This window comes from Saccharothrix saharensis (assembly GCF_006716745.1).
Classification (GTDB): Bacteria; Actinomycetota; Actinomycetes; order Mycobacteriales; family Pseudonocardiaceae; genus Actinosynnema; species Actinosynnema saharense.
Genome location: NZ_VFPP01000001.1, coordinates 3,131,458 through 3,152,279 on the forward strand (window position 1 = coordinate 3,131,458; position 20,822 = coordinate 3,152,279).

Annotated in this window: 21 protein-coding genes; 10 read left to right on the forward strand and 11 right to left on the reverse strand. The window is 72.7% G+C overall.

Annotated elements, in window-relative coordinates; translation table 11 throughout:
- Positions 1-10 precede the first annotated feature (10 nt).
- On the forward strand, positions 11-1,585 hold the full coding sequence (locus FHX81_RS13020) for an alkaline phosphatase D family protein (RefSeq protein WP_141978220.1): 1,575 nt from the start codon (positions 11-13) through the stop codon (positions 1,583-1,585).
- Between the two features lie 81 nt (positions 1,586-1,666).
- Here FHX81_RS13020 and FHX81_RS13025 read toward each other — a convergent pair whose 3' ends face one another.
- Together FHX81_RS13025 and FHX81_RS13030 are read right to left on the reverse strand one after the other, a co-directional pair.
- The gene (locus FHX81_RS13025; protein WP_141978222.1) at positions 1,667-2,431 is read right to left on the reverse strand and encodes a maleylpyruvate isomerase family mycothiol-dependent enzyme; all 765 of its coding nucleotides are present in this window, start codon (positions 2,429-2,431) and stop codon (positions 1,667-1,669) included.
- Positions 2,428-2,841, reverse strand: a complete 414-nt coding sequence (locus FHX81_RS13030; RefSeq protein ID WP_141978225.1) for an SAV_6107 family HEPN domain-containing protein — start codon at positions 2,839-2,841, stop codon at positions 2,428-2,430. Before FHX81_RS13030 ends, FHX81_RS13025 begins: the two co-directional genes overlap by 4 nt.
- 182 nt (positions 2,842-3,023) lie before the next feature.
- On the opposite strand from FHX81_RS13030, the gene FHX81_RS13035 reads away from it, so the two are divergent.
- On the forward strand, positions 3,024-3,524 hold the full coding sequence (locus FHX81_RS13035) for a YbaK/EbsC family protein (protein WP_141978227.1): 501 nt from the start codon (positions 3,024-3,026) through the stop codon (positions 3,522-3,524).
- Positions 3,521-4,081: a GNAT family N-acetyltransferase gene (locus FHX81_RS13040; RefSeq protein WP_141978229.1), complete on the forward strand. Its 561-nt coding sequence runs from the start codon at positions 3,521-3,523 to the stop codon at positions 4,079-4,081. The genes FHX81_RS13035 and FHX81_RS13040 overlap by 4 nt, the downstream gene beginning before the upstream one ends.
- A 46-nt stretch (positions 4,082-4,127) precedes the next feature.
- Here the strand turns inward: FHX81_RS13040 and FHX81_RS13045 are convergent, their stop codons facing one another.
- Positions 4,128-4,754, reverse strand: a complete 627-nt coding sequence (locus tag FHX81_RS13045) for a CHAP domain-containing protein (RefSeq protein ID WP_141978231.1) — start codon at positions 4,752-4,754, stop codon at positions 4,128-4,130.
- A gap of 87 nt (positions 4,755-4,841) precedes the next feature.
- Positions 4,842-6,521, reverse strand: coding sequence for a DUF885 domain-containing protein (locus FHX81_RS13050; protein WP_141978234.1), 1,680 nt, complete (start codon positions 6,519-6,521; stop codon positions 4,842-4,844).
- Between the two features lie 105 nt (positions 6,522-6,626).
- On the opposite strand from FHX81_RS13050, the gene FHX81_RS13055 reads away from it, so the two are divergent.
- Positions 6,627-7,283, forward strand: coding sequence for a DUF3153 domain-containing protein (locus FHX81_RS13055; RefSeq protein WP_141978236.1), 657 nt, complete (start codon positions 6,627-6,629; stop codon positions 7,281-7,283).
- An 82-nt stretch (positions 7,284-7,365) separates the two neighbouring features.
- Here FHX81_RS13055 and FHX81_RS13060 read toward each other — a convergent pair whose 3' ends face one another.
- Positions 7,366-8,253 (reverse strand): methylenetetrahydrofolate reductase, encoded by an 888-nt coding sequence (locus tag FHX81_RS13060; protein ID WP_141978238.1) that lies wholly within the window; start codon positions 8,251-8,253, stop codon positions 7,366-7,368.
- 105 nt (positions 8,254-8,358) lie between these two features.
- On the opposite strand from FHX81_RS13060, the gene FHX81_RS13065 reads away from it, so the two are divergent.
- The 3 genes from FHX81_RS13065 to FHX81_RS13075 all read left to right on the forward strand — a co-directional run bounded on the left by FHX81_RS13065 (position 8,359) and on the right by FHX81_RS13075 (position 11,922).
- Positions 8,359-9,426, forward strand: coding sequence for a polyprenyl synthetase family protein (locus FHX81_RS13065; protein WP_141978240.1), 1,068 nt, complete (start codon positions 8,359-8,361; stop codon positions 9,424-9,426).
- 2 nt (positions 9,427-9,428) lie between these two features.
- Positions 9,429-10,922, forward strand: a complete 1,494-nt coding sequence (crtI, locus tag FHX81_RS13070) for a phytoene desaturase family protein (RefSeq protein ID WP_141978242.1) — start codon at positions 9,429-9,431, stop codon at positions 10,920-10,922.
- 112 nt (positions 10,923-11,034) lie between these two features.
- Complete coding sequence (locus FHX81_RS13075; RefSeq protein WP_141978244.1) at positions 11,035-11,922, forward strand: phytoene/squalene synthase family protein; 888 nt, start codon at positions 11,035-11,037, stop codon at positions 11,920-11,922.
- Positions 11,923-12,006: 84 nt separating this feature from the next.
- On the opposite strand, the gene FHX81_RS13080 is transcribed toward FHX81_RS13075, so the two are convergent.
- The gene (locus FHX81_RS13080) at positions 12,007-12,372 is read right to left on the reverse strand and encodes an Rv2175c family DNA-binding protein (protein WP_170232415.1); all 366 of its coding nucleotides are present in this window, start codon (positions 12,370-12,372) and stop codon (positions 12,007-12,009) included.
- Between the two features lie 185 nt (positions 12,373-12,557).
- On the opposite strand from FHX81_RS13080, the gene FHX81_RS13085 reads away from it, so the two are divergent.
- The gene (locus FHX81_RS13085) at positions 12,558-14,618 is read left to right on the forward strand and encodes a Stk1 family PASTA domain-containing Ser/Thr kinase (protein ID WP_141978246.1); all 2,061 of its coding nucleotides are present in this window, start codon (positions 12,558-12,560) and stop codon (positions 14,616-14,618) included.
- 55 nt (positions 14,619-14,673) lie between these two features.
- On the opposite strand, the gene FHX81_RS13090 is transcribed toward FHX81_RS13085, so the two are convergent.
- Positions 14,674-16,062, reverse strand: a complete 1,389-nt coding sequence (locus FHX81_RS13090; protein WP_141978248.1) for a class II 3-deoxy-7-phosphoheptulonate synthase — start codon at positions 16,060-16,062, stop codon at positions 14,674-14,676.
- Positions 16,063-16,126: 64 nt separating this feature from the next.
- Between FHX81_RS13090 and FHX81_RS13095 the strand changes: the two genes are divergently transcribed.
- Positions 16,127-17,146 (forward strand): DUF2891 domain-containing protein, encoded by a 1,020-nt coding sequence (locus FHX81_RS13095; RefSeq protein ID WP_141978250.1) that lies wholly within the window; start codon positions 16,127-16,129, stop codon positions 17,144-17,146.
- On the opposite strand, the gene FHX81_RS13100 is transcribed toward FHX81_RS13095, so the two are convergent.
- The 4 genes from FHX81_RS13100 to FHX81_RS13115 form a co-directional block, all read right to left on the reverse strand.
- Complete coding sequence (locus tag FHX81_RS13100; protein WP_141978252.1) at positions 17,133-17,561, reverse strand: hypothetical protein; 429 nt, start codon at positions 17,559-17,561, stop codon at positions 17,133-17,135. The two genes, FHX81_RS13095 and FHX81_RS13100, sit on opposite strands and share 14 nt — an antisense overlap.
- 169 nt (positions 17,562-17,730) lie before the next feature.
- Positions 17,731-18,756 carry a 6-phosphofructokinase gene (locus tag FHX81_RS13105; RefSeq protein ID WP_141978254.1) on the reverse strand — a complete coding sequence of 342 codons (1,026 nt, stop codon included), beginning with the start codon at positions 18,754-18,756 and terminating at the stop codon, positions 17,731-17,733.
- Between the two features lie 80 nt (positions 18,757-18,836).
- Positions 18,837-19,349, reverse strand: a complete 513-nt coding sequence (locus tag FHX81_RS13110; protein WP_141978257.1) for a polyadenylate-specific 3'-exoribonuclease AS — start codon at positions 19,347-19,349, stop codon at positions 18,837-18,839.
- 22 nt (positions 19,350-19,371) lie between these two features.
- The gene (locus FHX81_RS13115) at positions 19,372-20,106 is read right to left on the reverse strand and encodes a lysophospholipid acyltransferase family protein (protein ID WP_141978260.1); all 735 of its coding nucleotides are present in this window, start codon (positions 20,104-20,106) and stop codon (positions 19,372-19,374) included.
- A gap of 202 nt (positions 20,107-20,308) precedes the next feature.
- Here FHX81_RS13115 and FHX81_RS13120 point away from each other — a divergent pair, with 202 nt between their 5' ends.
- On the forward strand, positions 20,309-20,785 hold the full coding sequence (locus FHX81_RS13120; protein WP_141978262.1) for a hypothetical protein: 477 nt from the start codon (positions 20,309-20,311) through the stop codon (positions 20,783-20,785).
- The last annotated feature ends 37 nt before the right edge of the window (positions 20,786-20,822 follow it).

Below are 20,822 nucleotides of genomic sequence, written 5' to 3' on the forward strand. Positions count from 1 at the left end.
CGTCTGCGCAATGGCTCAGCTGGTTCTCGGTCCGGTGCTGCGGCACGTCGATGCCACGTCGGCGACGGTGTGGGTGGAGGTGGACGCCGCCTGCGAGGTCGCCGTCGCCGGTCACCGTGCGGAGACGTTCCAGGTCGGCGAGCAGCACTTCGCCCTGGTGGTGGTCGAAGGGCTCGCGCCGGGCACGACGACGCCCTACGACGTGCGACTGGACGGTGACGTGGTGTGGCCGCGGCCGGACTCGCCGTTCCCGCCGCCACGCATCCGGACCGGGCCGGTGCGGCGGTTGCTGTTCGGGTCGTGCCGCGCGGCCAAGGGCGAGGGCACGCCCGACAAGCTCGGGTTCGACGCGCTGGACGCGTACGCGCTGCGGATGAAGGACGAGCCGCAGGAGCAGTGGCCGGAGGCGCTGGTGCTGCTGGGCGACCAGGTCTACGCCGACGAGCCGACGCCGCGCATCAAGGAGTGGTTGGCCCAGCGCAGGGCGGAGCCGGCGGGCGAGGTGGTGTCGTTCCGCGAGTACGCCGAGCTGTACCACGAGTCGTGGGCCGACCCGGAGATCCGCTGGCTGATGTCGGTGGTGCCGACGTCGATGATCTTCGACGACCACGACGTGCGCGACGACTGGAACACCTCGCGGACGTGGCGCGAGCAGATGGCGGCCAAGCGCTGGTGGCCGGAGCGCATCCGGGCCGGGCTCGCGTCGTACTGGGTCTACCAGCACCTGGGCAACCTCAGCCCGGAGGAGCTGGCGACCGACGAGCTGTACGCCAAGGTGCGGTCCGCGGGCGGTGACGTGCAGTCGCTGCTGGAGGAGTTCGCCGAGCGGGCCGACCAGGAGGTCGACGGCGGCAAGTCGACGCGGTGGAGCTACCGGCGCGACTTCGGCCGGGTGCGGCTGCTGGTGATCGACACGCGCAGCGGGCGCATCCTGTCCGGGCCGGAGCGGCTCATGGTGGGCGACGGCGAGTTCGACTGGATCGAGGCCAACGCGACCGGTGACTTCGACCACCTGCTGATCGGCTCGTCGCTGCCGTGGCTGATGCCGCACGGGTTGAGCCACCTCCAGTCGTTGAACGAGCGGATGGCGGGCCTGCCTGGGTGGCGCGGCCGGGTCGGCGAGAAGGTGCGGCAGGTCGCGGACCTGGAGCACTGGCCCGCGTTCCGGGCGTCGTTCGAGCGGCTGGCCCGGTTGCTGGAGCGGGTCTCGCGGTCCGACGACGCGCCGGGCACGGTGTGCGTGCTGTCCGGGGACGTGCACCACAGCTACGCGGCGCGGGCGACGTTCGCCACGTCGGTGGACGCGAAGGTGTACCAGCTCGTGTGCTCGCCCGTGCACAACGATCCGCCGTGGGTGTTCCGGCCCGCGTTCCGGCTGTCGTGGTCCAAGCCGATCGCGCGCGTGCTGCGGTGGTGGGCGGATCGACGCGGCATCTCGCCGGACCCGGTGGCGTGGCACAAGTTCAGCGGACCGCACTTCGGCAACTCGGTGGGCGTGCTGGAGATCGACGGCCGTTCGGCCCGGTTCCGGTTGGAGACGGCGACGGGTGGCGGGTTGGTGGAGGTCACTTCCCTGGCGCTGTGAGTTGCCGGTGCGAGGCGGGTGCGCCCGCCGTCGGACGGGGTCGGTGTCCGGCGGCGGGCGCACGTCCGGGGGTCGGCGCGGCTACTTGGTGGCCAACCTCAGCAACGCCCACAGCTGGGCGATCGCGTCGTGGTCGCCGGTGGTCGGCGGCAGGTCGCGGTCCGGGATGCGGCCCCACAGCCAGCGGTACACCTGCATCGGCGTGCCGGTCACCGCGCCGTTCGCCGAAGCGGCCTCCTCGTCGGTGACGAGCCGGGACACCGCCGGGTCCGGGCCGGTGGTGGCCAGCCACACCTTCCGGCCCGCGCGGATCGCCACCGTGCCCTCACGCGTGCCGCGCACGCCGAGGATGTCCAGCCGGTGGCCCAGCCACAGCGTGAGGATCTCGTCCACGCCGTCCTCGGCCACGTCGTCGTCCACCGGGTCGACCGGCAGCCCGGCCGCCGCCTGGACGTCCATGCGGTGCACGGTCGACTCGTGCGCCAGCCGCCTCGCCCAGAAGTTGTGGTTGCGCTCGGCGGGCCACCACGTCTCGCACGGGTCGTCCGGCCCGTGCGCCCGCAACGCGCGCACCAGCGGCGGCACGCCCGCGCGGACGTACTCCGGCAGCTCCTGCCCCGCTTCCGGGTCCTGCTGCCACACCAGGGGTTGGCTGCCTTCCCTCAGCCACGTCGACACCATCCGGTACGTGCTGCCCACGTGCCGCGCCGTCTCCCCGAGGTTGAGCCCCGGGCACGCGGGCACCTGGCGTTCCGGGCGCTGTCCCTCGGCCGACGCCGCCAGGCGCTCGGCTTCGGCCTCCACCACGTCGATCAGGCGGTCGTAGGCGACCAGTCCCCTGCTCACAGTCCGTCCTCGTACATGATCTCGTCGACCAGCTCGGTGAACTGCGCCGCTTGGCGCACCAGGTCGTCGGCTGCGCGGTGGGTGACCTGCCTGGTGATGCCCGCCAGCACGGCCGCGCGCGTCGCCGAGCACTCGGCGAAGAACGCGGCCCACTCGCGCAGCTCCGGCGCGAGGGAGGACAGCAGGACCCACACGCTGGTCGGCTTGGCCCGGCCCCGGTGGGGTCGGCCCCTGGCCGCCAGCACGGCCGCCGCGGCCCGCATCGCGGCCAGGTAGGCCGTGGCGAAGCGGGTGGACGGGCTCGGGTCCCGTTCGGCCTCGGCCAGGCACTCGCGGGCCTGACCGAGCAGGGACACCGCCGACGCCGGTGGCAGCGGGAGGGGAATGCGGCGGGGGAAGGTCTGAGTCATCTCGCGGCCTCCTCGCGGCGTCGGGACAGCGACGACCGCCGCGGGGAGACGGCGGCACTTGGTGGTGGGGCGCTTCCCCCGCCCCACCACCAAGGCATTGCTCGAACAAACGTTCGAGCCGGACCAGACTATCCTGCCGGCCCGGAACTCCTCAACCCGACCGTCCGTGGTCTTATGAACAGGTGAGCGCACTCGACCACCCCGGCATCCGCAAGGTGGCCGCCGCACTGTCCGAGGCGGGCCACCACGAGGCGGCGAACGGGATCCGCGTGTTGGCCGACGCCGTCCGCACCGCCGCCGCGGCGGCCGAGGCGGTGGGCGTGCCGGTCGGCGCGATCGCCAACAGCCTGGTGTTCGCCGCCGTCCGCGACGGCGTGGCCGCGCCGCTGCTCGTGCTCACCTCCGGCGCACACCGCGCGGACACGGCCAAGCTGGCCGTGCTGGCGGGCGCCGACTCGATCGAACGGGCCACCCCCGCGTTCGTCCGCGAGCACACCGGCCAGGTCATCGGCGGCGTCTCCCCGGTGGGACACCCCGCGCCGATCATGACGTTCGTCGACGTCGCGCTGGAGCAGTACGAGGTCGTGTGGGCAGCCGCCGGCCACCCGCACGCCGTCTACCCGACCACCTACGCGGGCCTGATCGACCTGACCGGCGGCACACCGGCCGAGGTCGCCCAGTGACCGCCGCGCCGTCCCAGCGGATCGTCACGCTGTCCAGTCGGGAGCTGAACTCCCGGCTGGACGAGGCGCTGGCGCTCTACGTGAGCGCCATGGACTACCCACCCGGCACGGCCGAGCAACGCGCGCCCATGTGGTTGGCGCACATGCTCCGCGACGGCTGGCGGTGCGTCGTGGCGCTCGGCGAGCAGGACGAGCTGATCGGCATCGGCTACGGCTACCGGGGTTCGGTCGGCCAGTGGTGGCACGAGCAGGTGCGGCACGGCCTGACCATGGTGTCCGGTCCTCGCGCGGTCGAGGAGTGGATGCGCGACTACTTCGAACTGACGGAACTCCACGTCCTGCCCCGCGCCCAGGGGCGCGGGGTGGGCGAGCAGTTGCTGCGGAACCTGGTGGAGGGCGTGCCCAGCTCGCGGGTGCTGCTGTCCACTCCGGAGGGGCCGAGCAAGGCTTGGCGGTTGTACCGGCGGATGGGTTTCGTGGACGTGCTGCGGCACTACCAGTTCACCGGCGACCCCCGGCCTTTTGCGGTACTCGGGCGGACGCTTCCCCTCACGTGACGGGGATCCGCCCGTCCGGCGAGGACGCCCTCGATCTTCCGATCTCCTAGAACGGCGAGACGAAACCGGACGCCTGCAGGTACTTGCCCGCGTTCAAGCCCTCGATCTTGCGCAGCTTCGAGTACACCACCCGGTCACCGAAGTTGCCCTCGACGGTCCGCACGTGAGTGGCCTTCAGACCGGTCCGGTCGTACTTGACCTCGACCACCAGGCCGACGTGCGCGTGCATGTCGGGGTAGTTGCCGTAGACCACCGCGTCACCGGGTGCGACGTCGCGTTCCGCGATGTCCTTCCACCGGCCGTTGGCCCTGCCCCACTTCTGCCAGTAGGTGGCCCAGTGCCCCTGGTCGAGCACCGACGCGCCGGGAGCGGGACGCATCGAAGGCTTGTCCGGCACGCCGGCGGTGGTCCACGCCCAGTTGACGAACACGCCGCACCACTCCGCCGGCCGCAGCACGCCCTGGCCCGCCACCTGGTACTGCGGCGGGTAGTAGTTGCCGTTGCCCTCGCGCTGGCCGACCTGCCGCAGGGCGTGGTCCACGATCTCCTGGCGGATGCGCCACTCGGCCTGGTCGCCGAGCGGTTGCGCCTGCGCGTGGGCCGGCGCGCCGGCGACGAGCAGCGCACCGGCCAGCACCGCACCGAGCGCGGTCCGCTTCGCACGTCCGGTCATCAGGTCCCCCCCCTACGGTCGTTCGCCCACCATCCAACACCGGAACCGGTGACCTCGGCGTGAAACCGGGGTCACCGGCACCCGACGTCAGAGCTCGGCGAGCCGTTCACGAAGAGTGTCCAACCCCATGGCGCCCATCTCCAAGGCGTCCCGGTGGAACTTCTTCAGGTCGAACGCGTCGCCGTGCCGGGAACGGGCGTCGTCGCGGGCGGCCAGCCACAGGCGTTCGCCCAGCTTGTACGACGGGGCCTGGCCGGGCCAGCCCAGGTAGCGGTCGATCTCGTCGCGCACGTGCGCCGGGTCGGTGATGGTGCGGGTCAGCATGAACTCCAGACCGAGGTCCGGGGTCCACCGCTCGCCCTCGTGGAAGCCGGTGCCCCGGGGGATCTCCAGCTCCAGGTGCATGCCGATGTCGACGATCACGCGGGCCGCGCGGAACAGGTGGGCGTCGAGCATGCCCAGCAGGTCGCCGTCGTCCTCCAGGTAGCCGAGCTCGCGCATCAGCCGCTCCGCGTACAGCGCCCAGCCCTCGCCGTGACCGGACACCCAGCACATCAGGCGCTGGAACTCGTTGAGCTTCTCGGCCTGGTAGACGGCCGTGGCGACCTGGAGGTGGTGACCGGGCACACCCTCGTGGTAGACGGTCGTCACCTCGCGCCAGGTGGGGAACTCCTCCTTGTCGTCGGGCACGGACCACCACATGCGGCCGGGACGGGAGAAGTCCGGCGTGGGGCTGCTGTAGTACGCGCCGACGCCACCGCCGGGCGGCGCGATGCGGCACTCCAGCTTCATCAGCTCGTCCGGCAGGTCGAAGTGCACGCCGCGCACGTCCTGCAGCGCCTTGTCCGACAGCTCCTGCATCCACGACCGCAGGCCGTCCTTGCCGTGCACCAGGTAGCGCGGGTTCGCGTCCAGCGCGGCCGCCGCCTCGGCGAGCGTCGCGCCCGGCTTGATCCGGTTCGCGACCTGCTTCATCTCGGTCTCGACCCGGGTGAACTCCTCCCAGCCCCACGCGTAGGCCTCGGCGAGGTCGAGCCGGGAACCGGTGAAGAAGCGGGACTGGAGCCGGTAGACCTCCTCGCCGACCGCGTCCTTCCGCGGCGCCTTGCGCGCCAGGTCGTCGCGCAGGAACGCGGCCAGGTCGCCGTACGCCTCGGCGGCGGCCTTCGCACCCGCCTCCAGCTCGGTGCGCAGCGCGCCGTCCGCGGGCGCGTCGGCGATCAGGGCGGCGAAGAACGACTTGCCGCCGACCCGACCCGCCCACGTGTCGCACTGCTCGGCGACCTTGGTGACCTGCCGCAACGCCGACACGTGCCCCTTGTCGGCCGCGTGCGCCAGACCCGCGCGCAGGTTCGCCACCGCGTCCGGCACCGCGGTGAGCCGCTTCGCGATCACGGCCCAGTCGTCGGCCGTGTCGGTGGGCATCTGGTCGAACACCTCGCGCATCGACTGCACGGGGCTCGCGATGACGTTGAGGTTGCCCTCCACCTGGCCCGCTTCGTACAGGTCGACCTCCAGGCCGATGCGCTCCAGGAACACGGCCTTCGCGTCGGCCTCCGACTTGTCCGCCGGCTCGGCGGCGGTGATCGCGGCGAGCGCGGTGCGGGCGAGTTCCTCGCGGGCGGCGTGGCCCTCCGGCGAGTAGTCGGTCAGCCGGTCGTCGTGGCCGGGCTTGCCGATGAACGTCGCGGCCAACGGGTCCGCTGCCGCGTAGTCCGCCACGAACTGGTTGCTGATGCCGTGCACGCCGGCGGAGGAGGTTGACATGAATCGCACGTTACCTGCGGGCCGTGTCCCCCCAACAGGTAATTAGCCACGCTCACGATCGTGTACCTCCGGTCAACTTTTGACCGTGGCCGGCAGGATGGCCGGGTGCCCAGGGCCTCCGCGCTCCTCCTGCCGGTTCTCCTCCTCGCGCTGTTCGCGCTGACGGGGTGCGTCCGGCTGCACGCCGCCATGGCGTTGTCCACCGACGACCGCGTGTCCGGCGAGATCGTCGCCGCCACCCCGCCGACCGAGGACAACGACCCCGGTCCGCAGCTGAAGGTGCCGAACGAGCTGGCCGGCAGGGTCAGCACCAAGCCGTACAAGGTCGAGGACTACGTCGGCACGCAGCTCTCGTTCACCGGGCTGACCTTCGACGAGGTGCGGTCGCTGTCCGCGGCGACCAGCGCGTCGTCCAGCCGGTACCAGCTGACCTTCCGGCGGTCCGGCGACCTGGTGACGCTGTCCGGGTCGGTCGACCTGACGCAGGTGCCGCCGGAACGCGCCGACATCCAGGTGAAGATCAGCTTCCCGGGTGAAATCGTCGACACGAACGGGCGAGAGGAGGACAACGCGACCATCGCGTGGTCCCCGAAACCCGGCCAGGCCTCGATGCTCACCGCGACCGTCCGCTACGCGGGCGCCGACTCGGTGTCCTACTTCGGCTGGACCATGCTGGTGGCCGCGCTGACCGGCGGCGCCGCGCTCATCGTCGTGATCCTGGCCATCGTCGCCCACCGCCGCCACCAGGTGGAGAGCGTGTGACCGCCGCCCCGCGCACGGTGGCGCGAGGTCGCCGGGAAGGCGACCTCGCGACCCGCGGCGGCAGCGACCAGGAGCCGGGGAGCTAGACGGCGCGGGCCGGCACCAGGCCGAGCCGGCCGACGATCTCGCGCGTCGCCTTCGACCGGTTGAACGTGTAGAAGTGCAGGCACGGCACGCCCTCGGCGAGCAGCCGCTCCCCCATCTCCGTCATCAGGTCGATGCCCGCCTTGCGGAAGCCCGTCGGGTCGTCGGCGTACGGGTCGAGGCGGCGCGCCACCACGTCCGGCACCGACGACCCCGACAGCTCGATCGTCTTGGCCAACGTCCGCGGCGTGGTCAGCGGCATGAGGCCCGGGATGAGCACCGTGTCGCAGCCGCGCGCGGCCACCCGGTCGCGCAGCCGCAGGAAGTCCTCCGGCTGGAAGAACAGCTGCGCGATCGCGAAGTCCGCCCCGGCCCGCAGCTTGCGCACCAGGTACTCGGTGTCGGTGTCCAGGTCCGCCGACCGCGGGTGGCCGTACGGCGAGGCCGCGACGCCCACGCAGAAGTCGCCGAGCTCACGGCACAGCCGCACCAGCTCCTCGGCGTAGGTCAGCCCCTCCGGGTGGGCCACCCACTCGCCGTTCGGGTCGCCGGGCGGGTCGCCGCGCACCGCGAGGATGTTGCGCACGCCGACCGCCGCGTACCAGCCGATCACGTTGCGCAGCTCGGCCACCGAGTGGTTGACCAGGGTGAGGTGCGCCATCGGCAGCAGGGTCGTCTCCTGCGCCACCCGGCCGGTGGTGCGGATGGTCCGGTCGCGCGACGAGCCGCCCGCGCCGTAGGTGATGGACACGAACGCCGGGTCGAACGGCTCCAGCTCGCGGATCGCCCGCCACAGGATCGTCTCCTCGGCCTCGTCGCGCGGGGGGAAGAACTCGACGGAGAACACGGGGGACCCCGTGCGCAAGCGCTCGACCACCGACGTCATGCCGCACAGCCTAGAGGTACGTCCGAGTCGTGGAAGACCGCCGTCACCAGATGGGACCAGCCCCCCGGTTGGGCATCCCGAAGTGCGAGAGGTGACGATAGACGGGTGCCGCCCCACCCGTTGGACCTCGAACTGCCCAAGCACGTCGACGAAGCGCTGGCCGCCTACCTGGCCGACCGCCGGGCACTGGGTGCGCGCATGGAGGAGAACTTCACCGGCGCCGTCGACGCGCTGGCCGACTTCGTCCTCGGCGGCGGCAAGCGGATCCGGCCCACGTTCGCGTGGTGGGGCTGGCGCGCGGCGGGCGGCGACCCGGACGGCGAGCTGGCCGACGCCGTGCTCACCGCGGTCAGCTCGCTGGAGCTGATCCAGGCGTGCGCGCTGGTGCACGACGACCTGATGGACGCCTCCGAGACCCGCCGCGGGATGCCGACCGTGCACGTCCGGTTCGCGCGCGAGCACCGCGCCAGGGGTTGGCTCGGCGAGCCCGAGCGGTTCGGGCTGGCCGCGTCCGTGCTCATCGGCGACGTGGCGCTGGCGTGGGCCGACGACATGCTGTTCGCCGCCGGGCTGCCCACCGACGCGTTGCAGCGGCTGAGCCTGCCGTGGCGGGACATGCGCACCGAGATGCTCGCCGGCCAGTACCTGGACGTGCTCACGCAGGCGCGCGGGGACGCCTCCCCGGACGCGGCGCTGCGCATCGACCGGCTCAAGACCGCCGCCTACACCGTCGAACGGCCGCTGCACATGGGTGCGGCGATCGGCGGGGCGTCACCGGAGCTGGTGGCCGGCCTGCGGTCGTTCGGCACCGACATCGGGGTGGCGTTCCAGCTGCGTGACGACCTGCTCGGCGTGTTCGGCGACCCGGCGGTGACCGGCAAGCCCGCGGGCGACGACCTGCGCGAGGGCAAGCGGACGCTGCTGGTCGCGCTGGGCATGGAGTTCGGCGCGGACGTGCTGCACGAGGCGCTGGGCAAGCCGGACCTCGACGTGGCCATGGTCGACCAGGTGCGCGTCCGGCTGCGCGAGGTGGGCGCGGTGGACGCGGTGGAGGAGCGGATCGCCGAGCTGACCGGGTCCGCGCTGCGGGCGCTCGACCGGTCGCCGATCGCCGAACCGGCCGGTGAGCGGCTCGCGGAGCTGGCGATCAGCGCCACCAAGAGGACTTCCTGACGATGCGCACGGTCACCGGCCGCACGGACCACGTCGTCGTGGTCGGCGCGGGGTTGGCGGGGTTGTCGGCCGCGCTGCACCTGCTCGGCGCGGGTCGCCGGGTCACCGTGGTCGAGCGCGACGCCGTGCCCGGCGGCCGGGCGGGACGGCTGGACGTGGGCGGCTACCGGTTCGACACCGGGCCGACCGTGCTGACCATGCCGGAGCTGGTGGACGAGGCCCTCGACGCGGTCGGCGACTCGCTGGCCGACCGGCTGGACCTGCGGCCCGTGCACCCCGCCTACCGGGCCCGGTTCGCCGACGGCAGCACGCTGGACGTGCACTCCGACGCCGAGGCGATGGAGGCCGAGGTGCGCCGGTTCGCCGGTCCGCGCGAGGCCACCGGCTACCGGGCGCTGCGCCGGTGGCTGACCGAGCTGTACCGGGTGGAGCGGGACAGGTTCATCGGGTCGAACTTCGACTCGCCGCTGTCGCTGCTCACGCCCGAGCTGGCGAAGCTGGCCGGGTTGCGCGGGTTCGCCCGGCTCGGGCCGTCGGTGGCGCGGTTCGTGCGCGACGAGCGGTTGCAGCGGGTGTTCTCGTTCCAGTCGCTGTACGCGGGCGTCCCGCCGCGCAAGGCCCTCGCCGCGTACGCCGTCATCGCGTACATGGACACCATCGCGGGCGTGCACTACCCCGAGGGCGGGATGCGGGCGCTGCCGGACGCGTTGGCGGCGGCCGCCCGGGACGCGGGCGCCGACCTGCGGTTCCAGACGCCGGTGGCCTGGCTGGAGCGCATCGGCGGCCGGGTGACCGCGGTGCGCACCTCGCACGGCGAGCGCATCCCGTGCGACGCGGTGGTGCTCACACCGGACCTGCCGGTGTCCTACCGCCTGCTCGGCCACCGCCCGCGCCGTCCCGTGCCGGTCACGTGGTCGCCGTCGGCGGTCGTGCTGCACGCGGGCGTGGACCGGACGTGGCCGGAGCTGGCGCACCACACGCTGCTCTTCGGCCGGGAGTGGGACCGGACGTTCGACGAGCTGACCCGCCGGGGCACCTTGATGAGCGACCCGTCGCTGCTGGTCACCGCGCCGCCGGGGCAGGGGATGTTCGTGCTCGCGCCCGCGCCGAACCTGCGCGTCGGCCCGATCGACTGGGAGCGGGTCGGCCCGGCCTACCGCGACGAGCTGGTCGACGTGCTGGAGCGGCGCGGGCTCACCGGGTTCGGCGCCGCGATCCAGGTCGAGCGGCTGGTCACGCCCCAGGACTGGGCCGACCTCGGCCTGGCCGCGGGCACCCCGTTCTCGGCCGCGCACACGCTCGCCCAGACGGGGCCGTTCCGGCCGCGCAACCTCGTGCTGGACAACGCGGTGCTGGCCGGCTGCGGCACCACGCCGGGCGTCGGCGTGCCGCCGGTGCTCATCTCCGGCAAGCTGGCCGCGCAGCGGATCACCGGGCTCACCGGGGCGAGGTCGCGGCGGCCGGCGCGACCCGAGCGGGCGCACACCCGGCGTTGACCGCGCGCGCGTTGTGCGACGATGTGGCCGCGATGTCCGCGCCCCCTCCGCTGCCCCGTTCCAGCGCCGCACCGGCGCGCCCGCGGGCTGCCCGGCCGGCCGGACGGCGCACGTGACGGACCTGGCCGCGGCCTACGCCCGGTGCCGCGAGCTGAACGCCCGGCACGGCCGCACGTTCTTCCTCGCCACCCGCCTGCTCACGCCCGCGCAGCGGCCCGCCGTGCACGCCCTGTACGGCTTCGCGCGGTGGGCCGACGAGATCGTGGACAGCGGCACGTCGACCGACCCGGCCGGCGACCTCGAACTGCTGGAGGCGCAACTGGCCGACGAGCTGGCGGGACGGCCGACCGGCCACCCCGTGCTCGTGGCCCTGGCCGACACCGCGCGCCGCCACTCGATCGACCCGGCGCTGTTCGACGAGTTCCTGGCGTCCATGCGGATGGACCTCACCGTCACCTCGTACCCGGACTTCGCCGCGCTGGAGCGGTACGTGCGCGGTTCGGCGGCGGTGATCGGGCTGCAACTGCTGCCGGTGTTCGGCACGGTCGTGCCGCGGGCCGAAGCCGAGCCGCCCGCCGCCGCGCTGGGCCGGGCGTTCCAGCTCACGAACTTCCTGCGCGACGTCGGCGAGGACCTCGACCGCGGCCGGGTCTACCTGCCGCGGGACGTGCTGGCGGCCTACGGCGTCGACCGGGAGCTGCTGGTGTGGTGCCGGCGGACCGGGAAGGCCGACCGGCGGGTGCGGCGGGTGCTGGGGCACCTGGTGGCGCACACGTCGGCGGTGTACCGCGAGGCCGAGCCGGGCGTGCCGATGCTGCACCCCGTGTCACGGCCGTGCGTGCGGACCGCGTTCACGCTGTACCGGGGCATCCTGGACGAGATCGCCGCCGCCGACTACCGGGTGCTGGACCGCCGGGTCGTGGTGCCGACGTCGCGCCGGCTGGCGGTAGCCGTGCCGGGTCTCGCCCGGGCGCTGGCGGCGAGGGTCACCGGGCGTTAGCCCGCCGGGAGCACGACGTCCGGACGACTCCCGGCCGGGGAGCCGCCCGGACGTGGTCGGTCGTCTCGGGTGGTGCGGTGCTCGTCAGAAGCCCAAGGCCTGTGCCCTCCGCTTCACCTCACGGCCGCGGTCGCCGCGCAGCGCCTCGATGGGCGTGCCGGGCAGGGTCTCGTCCTCGGTGAACAGCCACCGGAGGATCTCTTCGGTCGAGAAGCCGGAGTCGCGCAGCACCGTGATGGTGCCGGGCAGCCCCTTCACCACGCCTCCGGCGGCGAGGAACGCGGCGGGGACGACGAGCACACCACCACGGCGCTCGGCGAGCAGCTGACCGTCGCGCAGCAACTGGTGGACTCGGTTGATCGGCAGGCCAAGACGCTCGGCGACCTCGGGGAGGGGCAGGACCTCCAGGTCGGGAGCCAGCACATCCGCAGCGGCAGGAATCGCACTCACGTGCGTCACGATGCCACAACGACGTGAACCACGCCCTGCGCCAACCGGGTGGTGGCGATACACCTGAGGGTCGGCTTGCGGACACCCCCTGTTTCGCCCGACTTTGACGCGGATCCCACAAGCGCGCGTGGGATGCTCCAGCGCACAGCATCGGTCGGCATCACCCCACCGTACGATCCACGGCTGTGGAAAGGTCGGCGACGAACGTGATCGGCGGGCTGCTCGAACAACGCTACCGGGTTGGCTCCCTGGTCGCGCGGGGCGGCATGTCCACCGTGTACCGCGGTGTGGACACCCGCTTGGAGCGCACGGTGGCCATCAAGGTGATGGACCCCCGGTTCTCGGCCGACCCGCAGTTCGTCGCGCGGTTCGAGCGGGAGGCCCGTGCCGCGGCCAAGCTGCACCACCCCGGCGTGGTGCAGGTCCACGACCAGGGCGTGGACGAGGACCGGGTCTACCTGGTCATGGAGCTGGTCGAGGGCGGCACGCTGCGCGACCTGCTCAACGCGCGCGGCAAGCTGGACGTGCCGCTGGCGCTCACCGTCATCGAGAAGGTCCTGTCACCGCTGGCCGCCGCGCACCGCGCCGACCTCGTGCACCGGGACGTGAAGCCGGAGAACGTGCTCATCGGGCCCGGCGGCACGGTGAAGGTCGCCGACTTCGGGCTGGTCCGCGCCGTCTCCACGGCCGGGGTGACCAGCGACACCATGATTCTCGGCACGGTGGCCTACCTCTCCCCGGAGCAGGTGACGACGGGCACGACGGACGCGCGCAGCGACGTCTACTCGGCGGGCGTGCTGCTGTACGAGATGCTGACCGGCACGCCGCCGTACGTGGGCGACAACGCCATCTCGGTGGCCTACCGGCACGTGAACGACGACGTGCCCGCGGTCCCGGACGTGCCGCCGGAGGTCGCGGAGCTGGTGCGCCGGGCGACCCGCAAGGAGCCGTTCCTGCGGCCTGCGGACGCCGAGTCGTTCCTGTCCGAGGTGGAGACCGCGCGGGCGGTGCTGGGCATCGCCACCGTGGACGTGCCGCTGCCGACCGCCCCCGCGCCCGCGGAAGAAGCCACGGAACTCGTGTCCGCCCCGGTGCGCCCGGCCGAGCAGACGGTGCGGGTCGAGCCGGTGCGGGTGGGCGCGGGCGCGCCGTTCGCCGACCCGACCGTGCCGGTGCACCGGCCGAACCCGCTCGTGCCGCCGACCGCCGGTCCGCAGGGCACCCGGGCGATCCCGCGCGCCGAGCTGCTCACGCCGCCCGAGCCCAAACCGGTCGGCCCGCCGCCACCGGCGAGCCGTCCGCGCGCCAGGAGACCGCCGAAGAAGAAGACGCCCGAGCAGCTCTACGAGGAGATGCGGGCGCGCAGCAAGCGGCAGTTCATCACGTGGCTCAGCGTGGTCGTGGTGGCCGCGATCCTCATCGGCGTCACCGCCTGGTGGCTGGCGGTCGGCCGGGTCACCACCGTGCCCGACCTGGTCGGCAAGGACGAGGCCGTGGCCACCGCGCTGCTGGACGAGGCGTCGTTGACCAAGACGGCCCGCCGGGAGAACCACGACACCGTGCCCAGCGGGCAGGTGATCAGCACCGACCCGCCCGCCGGGACCAAGGCCAACCAGGGTGACCTGGTGCGGCTCGTGGTGTCCGCGGGCAAGCCGGTCGTGCCGCAGGTCAACGCGGGTGTCGAGGTGGCCGCCGCCGAGCAGGAGATCACGTCGGTCGGGTTGAAGCCGCAGCTCAACCCCGCGGAGGACGCGTTCAGCGACCGCGTGCCCAAGGGCAAGGTGGTGACGCTGAAGCCCGCGCCCGGCACGCCGGTGCCGATCGGCTCGGCGGTGACGATCGTGCTGAGCAAGGGCTCGCAGCCCAAGCCGGTGCCCAGCGTCACGGGCAAGACGAAGGACGAGGCGTTCGCCGAGCTGAGCGCGGCCGGGTTCGACCCGGTCGAGGGTCCGACCGAGTTCTCCGACAAGGTCGACGGCGGCAAGGTGATCCGCACCGACCCGCCGGCGGGCACGAACATGCCGCCGGGCAACCGGCAGGTGACCGTCATCCTGTCCGCGGACTCGGTGACCGTGCCGCAGGTCGAGGGCAAGACCGTCAAGGAAGCGAAGAAGATCCTGGAGGACGCGGGCCTGAAGGTCGACGTCCAGTTCAACAACCGCGACCGGGCCCGCGTGGTGAACCAGTCCGTCCGGGCCGGTGAGCGCGTCCCGAAGGACACCAAGATCACCATCATCGGCGTGTAGGACGACGGTGGCCCCCGACTCGCGGAGTCGGGGGCCACCGTCGTTCAGCGGGGTCCTAGCTGCGCAGCATCTCGGCGACCAGGAACGCGAGCTCCAGCGACTGCTGGGTGTTCAGCCGCGGGTCGCAGGCGGTCTCGTAGCGGCCCGCCAGGTCCAGGTCGGAGATCTCCTGGGCGCCGCCCAGGCACTCGGTGACGTCCTCGCCGGTCAGCTCGATGTGGATGCCGCCCGGGTGGGTGCCCAGGCGCCGGTGCACCTCGAAGAAGCCCTGCACCTCGTCGACGATCCGGTCGAAGTGGCGGGTCTTGTAGCCGGTGGACGACTCGTGCGTGTTGCCGTGCATCGGGTCGCACTGCCAGATGACCTGGTGGCCGGAGGCGGTGACCTTCTCGACGATCGGCGGCAGCACGTCGCGCACCTTGCCGTTGCCCATCCGGCTGATCAGGGTCAAGCGGCCCGCCTGGTTGTGCGGGTCGAGCCGCTCGACGTACTCGACGGCCATCTCCGGCGTGGTCGACGGGCCGATCTTCAACCCGATCGGGTTGGACAGCAGCTCGGCGAACGCGATGTGCGCGCCGTCCAGCTGCCTGGTCCGCTCGCCGATCCACAGGAAGTGCGACGACAGGTCGTACAGCCTCGGCTGGTCACCGTTGGTGTCCAGGCGCAGCAGCGCCCGCTCGTAGTCGAGCAGCAGCGCCTCGTGCGAGGCGAAGATCTCGGTGGTGTGCAGCGACGTGTCGTTCACGCCGCACGCCGACATGAACCGCAGGCCCCGGTCGATCTCGCCGGCCAGCGCCTCGTACCGCTCACCCGCGGGCGACTGGCGGACGAAGTCCTTGTTCCAGTCGTGCAGCCGGTGCAGGTCGGCCATGCCGGCCGTGGTCATCGCGCGCAGCAGGTTCATCGCCGCGCCCGCGTTGGCGTAGGCGCGGATCATCCGCGACGGGTCCGGCACGCGCGCCTCGGGCGTGGCGACCAGCGAGTTCACGATGTCGCCGCGGTAGGACGGCAGGCCGAGCGCGTCGATGCCCGACGAGCGCGGCTTGGCGTACTGGCCCGCGATGCGGCCGATCTTCACCACCGGCAGGCTCGCGCCGTAGGTGAGCACGACGGCCATCTGCAGCAGGGTCCGGACGTTCGCGCGGATGTGCGGCTCGGTGTTGTCCGCGAACGTCTCCGCGCAGTCGCCGCCCTGCAGCAGGAACGCCTCGCCGCGGGCGACCTCGGCCAGGTTGTCGCGCAGCCGGTCGATCTCGGCGGGCACGGTGATCGGCGGCACGCTCTCCAGCACGGCGCGCACGCGGCGCACCTGCTCGGCGTCCGGCCACTCCGGCTGCTGGGCGGCGGGCCGGCCGAGCGCGTCGTCCAGTCGGTCGCGCAGCTCGGGCGGCAGGGGCGGAAGCTCGGGAAGCGTGTCCACGGGCACGTCCACGGTCCAGTTCACGTGTTAAAGATAGCTGTCCACACTCAGAGACGGACTCGGGTCCGACCTGTGCATTATGTGGACCATGCCGGACACCCGATCGGATGACGACGCGGCGGCCAGGTCGCTGTCGACCGCGGTCGAGAACCTCCGGCGGGACTACCCGGCGCACTGGTCGCACGTGGTGACCGGCGACGCCGACCTGGTGCCGCTGCGCGTGCTGCACCCGATCTTCGCCGGGTCGTTCGACTGGCACTCGTGCGTGCATCAGACCTGGTTGGCGGTCCGGCTGCTGCGGGTCCGGCCCGATGTCGAGGGCGCGGAGCAGGCCCGCCGGGTGCTCGACGCGCTGATCACGCAGGAGCACGCGCGGACCGAGGCGGCGTTCTTCGACGGCCCGAGCGGCGGGTTCTGGGAGCGCCCCTACGGGTGGGCGTGGCTGCTGGTGCTCGATGCGGAACTCCGCACCTGGGGCTCGCCGTGGGCGGTGGAGCTGCGGCCGTTGAGCGCCGTGCTGCGTGACCGGTATCTCGCCGAGGTGACGACCGCGCGGCTGCCGGTCCGGACCGGCACGCACGGCAACACCGCGTTCGCGACCGGGCTGGTGCTCGACGCGGCACGCGCGGTGGGCGACGAGGAGCTGGCGTCGGCGTGCGAGCGGGCGGCGCTGCGGTGGCACCGGGAGGACGTCGGGTACGGCGGGTTCGAGCCGGACGCGGCGGACTTCCTGTCGCCCGCGCTGACCGAGGCGGACCTGGTGCGGCGGGTGCTGCCGGCCGACGAGTTCACCGCGTGGTTCGAGGCGTTCCTCCCGCGCCTGGAGGACTCGCGCTGGAAGGTGCTGCGCGAACCGGTGCCGGTGGACGACCCGGGTGGCGCGTACGGCTCGCACCTGGTCGGGCTGGCGCTGTCGCGGGCGTGGCAGTGGCGGTCCGTCGCGGCCGCGCTGCCCGAGGACCACCGGTACGCCGACCTGGCCCGCACGGCGGCCGAGGCGCACCGCGAGGCCGGCCTGCGGCACGTGTCCGGGCACGGCTACTACGCCGAGCACTGGCTGGGCACGTTCGCCGCCTACCTGGACTTCGGGGCGTTCACGGACCGGTGAGGCACGCGTCGGCGGCCGGCACGCGGACCCCGTGCACGCGGACGACCAGGTGCGACGGGATGCGGGAGGGGCAGGCCGGCGGCAACGCCTCGGCGAGGTCGGCGCGGGCCGCCGAACCCGCCCGTGACGCGAGGGCGAGCAGGGTCGACGCCTCATCCAGCTCGTGCCCGAGGTCGGCGTCCAACGCCGGCACCCGCGCCTGCCTGGCCGGCCGCGCGGCTTCGGCGGGGTGCCGCCGCCCGAACGCGACCAGGCCGTTGGCGGCGCTACCGCCGCCCGCTGCGCCGGTGCCGGCGACTCGGCCGCCTCCACGAGCGGGTCCGGCCACATTGCGCCACACGTCACCCGGGACGGGCCCGCCGTCCACGGTGACGGTGAACCTGCGCAGCACGCGCACCTGGCAGGTGGCCGGCATGGCGGCACCCTCCGTCCGCCCCGGCGGCACCGCCGCGGGAACGGTCCGGGAATGCCGCGCCGCCCAGGGTGTCCCGATCCACTCCGAGTCGGGAACCGACTACGCCAAGTAGTGGAAGAGCCCCTGGCGTCACCGGACGCCAGGGGCTCCTCACCGCGAACCGGACCGATCAGCCGAAGAAGACCTCGGCCTCCTGGTAGCGCTCCAGCGGGACGGTCTTCAGCTCCGCGGTGGCCTCGGACAGCTTGACCCGGACGATGTCGGTGCCGCGCAGCGCGACCATGACGCCGAAGTCGCCGTCGGCGACCGCGTCCACCGCGTGCAGGCCGAACCGGGTGGCGAGCACGCGGTCGTAGGCGGTCGGGATGCCGCCGCGCTGCACGTGGCCCAGCACGACCGCGCGGGACTCCTTGCCGGTCCGCTCCGCGATCTCCTCGGCCAGCCAGGTGCCGATGCCGCCCAGCCGCACGTGGCCGAACGCGTCCTTCTCGCCGGAGTGCAGCACCTCGGCGCCGCCCTCGGGCATGGCGCCCTCGGCGACGACGATGATCGGGGCGAACTGGCGCTCGAAGCGCCGCTCCACCCACTCGACCACCTTGTCGACGCTGAACTGCCGCTCCGGCACCAGGATCACGTTCGCGCCGCCGGCGAGGCCGGAGTGCAGCGCGATCCAGCCCGCGTGCCGGCCCATGACCTCGACCACCAGCGCGCGGTGGTGCGACTCGGCCGTCGTGCGCAGCCGGTCGATCGCCTCGGTGGCGATGTGCACGGCGGTGTCGAAGCCGAACGTGTAGTCGGTCGCGCCGAGGTCGTTGTCGATGGTCTTCGGCACGCCCACGACGCCGATGCCGTCGTCGGTCAGCCGCTTGGCGACGCCGAGGGTGTCCTCGCCGCCGATGGCGATCAGCGCGTCGACCTTGTTCGCCGCGAGGGTCTCGCGGATGCGGTCGACACCGCCGTCGATCTTGTACGGGTTGGTGCGCGACGAGCCGAGGATGGTGCCGCCCCTGGTGAGGATGTCCTCGACGTCATCGAGCCCGATCGGCTTGGTCAGGTTCTCGACCGGCCCCTGCCACCCGTTCCGGAACCCCACGATCTCCCAGCCGTGGGCCTCGATGCCCTTGCGGACCACACCGCGGATGACCGCGTTGAGGCCGGGGCAGTCGCCACCGCCGGTGAGCACACCAATGCGCATTTGCTTAGCCAATCTCTTCTCGTGGCGTGGGTCACCCAAGCCTGACACGTGCTGGATCGGTGCAGCAAGCGAGGGTCCACCTACCGGACCGGGAAACCCCTCCGCTGCCGCTCGGTCTCGATCACCTTCCAGCGCGCGAGGTTGTGCCGCGCGTCGGCCAGCGCGTCGTGCGCGTCGGCGGGCGCCTGCGGCAGGCGCGGCTTGCCCACGTCCTCCCAGCGTTGCCGCAGGTCGCGGGTGAATCGGGGCAGGCAGCGCGGCAGCGCGGGCATCGGGCCCCACAGCTGCGCCAGCGCCACGTGGTCGTAGGCGGCGAACCACGCCCACAGCTCCACGTCGTCCCGGTTGGCCTTGGGCCCGCCGAGGAAGTCGAGCAGGTCCGCGCGGATGCGCTCCCGGCTGCGCCAGGCCCGGTCGGCGGGCGGCGGCAGCTGGTTCAGCACGTTCGCGCGCACCCACGGACCGGCCTTGGCCGGGTCGAACTCGGTCGACACGGCGTAGAACTCGCGGCCTTCCTCGTCGACCACGCCGATGGAGACGAGGTCGATCGTGACCCCGTCCTCGATGAACTCACAGTCGTAGAAGAACCGCACCCCGCCAGCCTAGGGGTGCCGATCAGCCCGCCTTCGCCTCGGGCAGCCGATCGACGGCTTTCGCCTGCTTCCCGTCGCCCTGGGGCCCTTCCTTGGCCTTGGCCGCGTACACGTCGACGTACTCCTGGCCGGACAGCTCCATCAGGGCGTACATGATCTCGTCGGTGATGGACCGCAGCACGAACCGGTCGCCGGACAGGCCCTCGTAGCGGGAGAAGTCCAGCGGCTTGCCGATCTTGATCCGGATCGGGTACGGCCGCCACATCTTCGAGCCGATGGGGTTGGCCTTGTCGGTGCCGAACATCGCCACCGGGATGACCGGCGCGCCGGACTCCAGCGCGATCCACGCGACGCCGACCTTGCCCTTGTAGAGGCGGCCGTCGGGCGACCGCGTGCCCTCGGGGTAGATCCCGAGCAGCTTGCCCTCGCGCACGATCCGCACGCCGGTGTCGAGCGCGCCCTGGGCGGCCGAGGCGCTGGAGCGGTCGATCGGCACCTGGCCGACGCCGTAGAAGAACCAGCGCTGGAAGCGGCCCTTGAGGCCCTTGCCGGTGAAGTACTCGATCTTGGCCGGGAAGGTGACGCGGCGCGACAGCTTCAGCGGCAGGAAGAACGAGTCGGAGACCGCGAGGTGGTTGCTCGCCAGGATGGCCCCGCCCTCCTTGGGGATGTTCTCCGCGCCCTCGATGATCCGGGGTCGGAAGAACAGCTTCAGGAGCGGCCCGAGAAAGATGTGTTTCATCAACCAGTAGAGCACCGCTGGGAGCGCCTCCTCGACGTGCTTGATCCCCGACGCCAGCCTACGGATCCAGCGCCGAAACACACAACGAACCTCCGCGCGGAGGCGGTACGGTCGCCGAGGTCCACCGGCTGCCGTAATCCGCAACACAACGGGCTCGTGGGACGATGGACACTGGCAGAGGATTGGCCTTCACGACCCGGAGGGCTGGAGCACGCCGATGAACTCCCGACGCGACTCGACCGACGGCCCGGAGGACGTCGACGCGACCTTCGCCGAGATCGTGGCGGGTCTGGAACGCGAAGGCGTGGGCAAGCAGGCCTTCCTCGACGACGTCGACCCGGACGAGGGCGACGAGGCCGAGCCGGCCCGTCCCGTGCGGCCGGAGGGCCAGCCGGCCGTGGCCACCGCGGACGACGACCCCGACGCGTACCCGGACTCGGACGACCCGAACGACCACTACGTGCCGCCGGACCCGCCGCCGCTGCCCGCGTTGCGGCCGGGCACCATCGCGGCCCTGCTGCTCATCCTCCTGGGCGTCGTGCTGCTGCTGTTCCCCGGCCTGTTCGGCCTGACCGGCGCCATCGGCACGCCGCTGGCCCTGATCGTGATGTGCTCGGGCGCGGGCTGGCTGATCCTGCGCATGCGCAACACCAACCCCCCCGACTCGGGCTGGGACGACGGCGCCGTCCTCTGACCCTCCCGAGTGTCGAACGCCCAGGACCCGAGTGTCG

What these genes read in the sequence shown, in the direction of transcription:
- FHX81_RS13020 (WP_141978220.1), top strand. Translation starts at nt 11, where the DNA reads ATGGCTCAGCTGGTTCTCGGTCCGGTGCTGCGGCACGTCGATGCCACG.
- FHX81_RS13030 (WP_141978225.1), bottom strand. Translation starts at nt 2,841, where the DNA reads ATGACTCAGACCTTCCCCCGCCGCATTCCCCTCCCGCTGCCACCGGCG.
- FHX81_RS13045 (WP_141978231.1), bottom strand. Translation starts at nt 4,754, where the DNA reads ATGACCGGACGTGCGAAGCGGACCGCGCTCGGTGCGGTGCTGGCCGGT.
- FHX81_RS13050 (WP_141978234.1), bottom strand. Translation starts at nt 6,521, where the DNA reads ATGTCAACCTCCTCCGCCGGCGTGCACGGCATCAGCAACCAGTTCGTG.
- FHX81_RS13060 (WP_141978238.1), bottom strand. Translation starts at nt 8,253, where the DNA reads ATGACGTCGGTGGTCGAGCGCTTGCGCACGGGGTCCCCCGTGTTCTCC.
- crtI (WP_141978242.1), top strand. Translation starts at nt 9,429, where the DNA reads ATGCGCACGGTCACCGGCCGCACGGACCACGTCGTCGTGGTCGGCGCG.
- FHX81_RS13095 (WP_141978250.1), top strand. Translation starts at nt 16,127, where the DNA reads ATGCCGGACACCCGATCGGATGACGACGCGGCGGCCAGGTCGCTGTCG.
- FHX81_RS13100 (WP_141978252.1), bottom strand. Translation starts at nt 17,561, where the DNA reads ATGCCGGCCACCTGCCAGGTGCGCGTGCTGCGCAGGTTCACCGTCACC.
- FHX81_RS13105 (WP_141978254.1), bottom strand. Translation starts at nt 18,756, where the DNA reads ATGCGCATTGGTGTGCTCACCGGCGGTGGCGACTGCCCCGGCCTCAAC.
- FHX81_RS13120 (WP_141978262.1), top strand. Translation starts at nt 20,309, where the DNA reads ATGAACTCCCGACGCGACTCGACCGACGGCCCGGAGGACGTCGACGCG.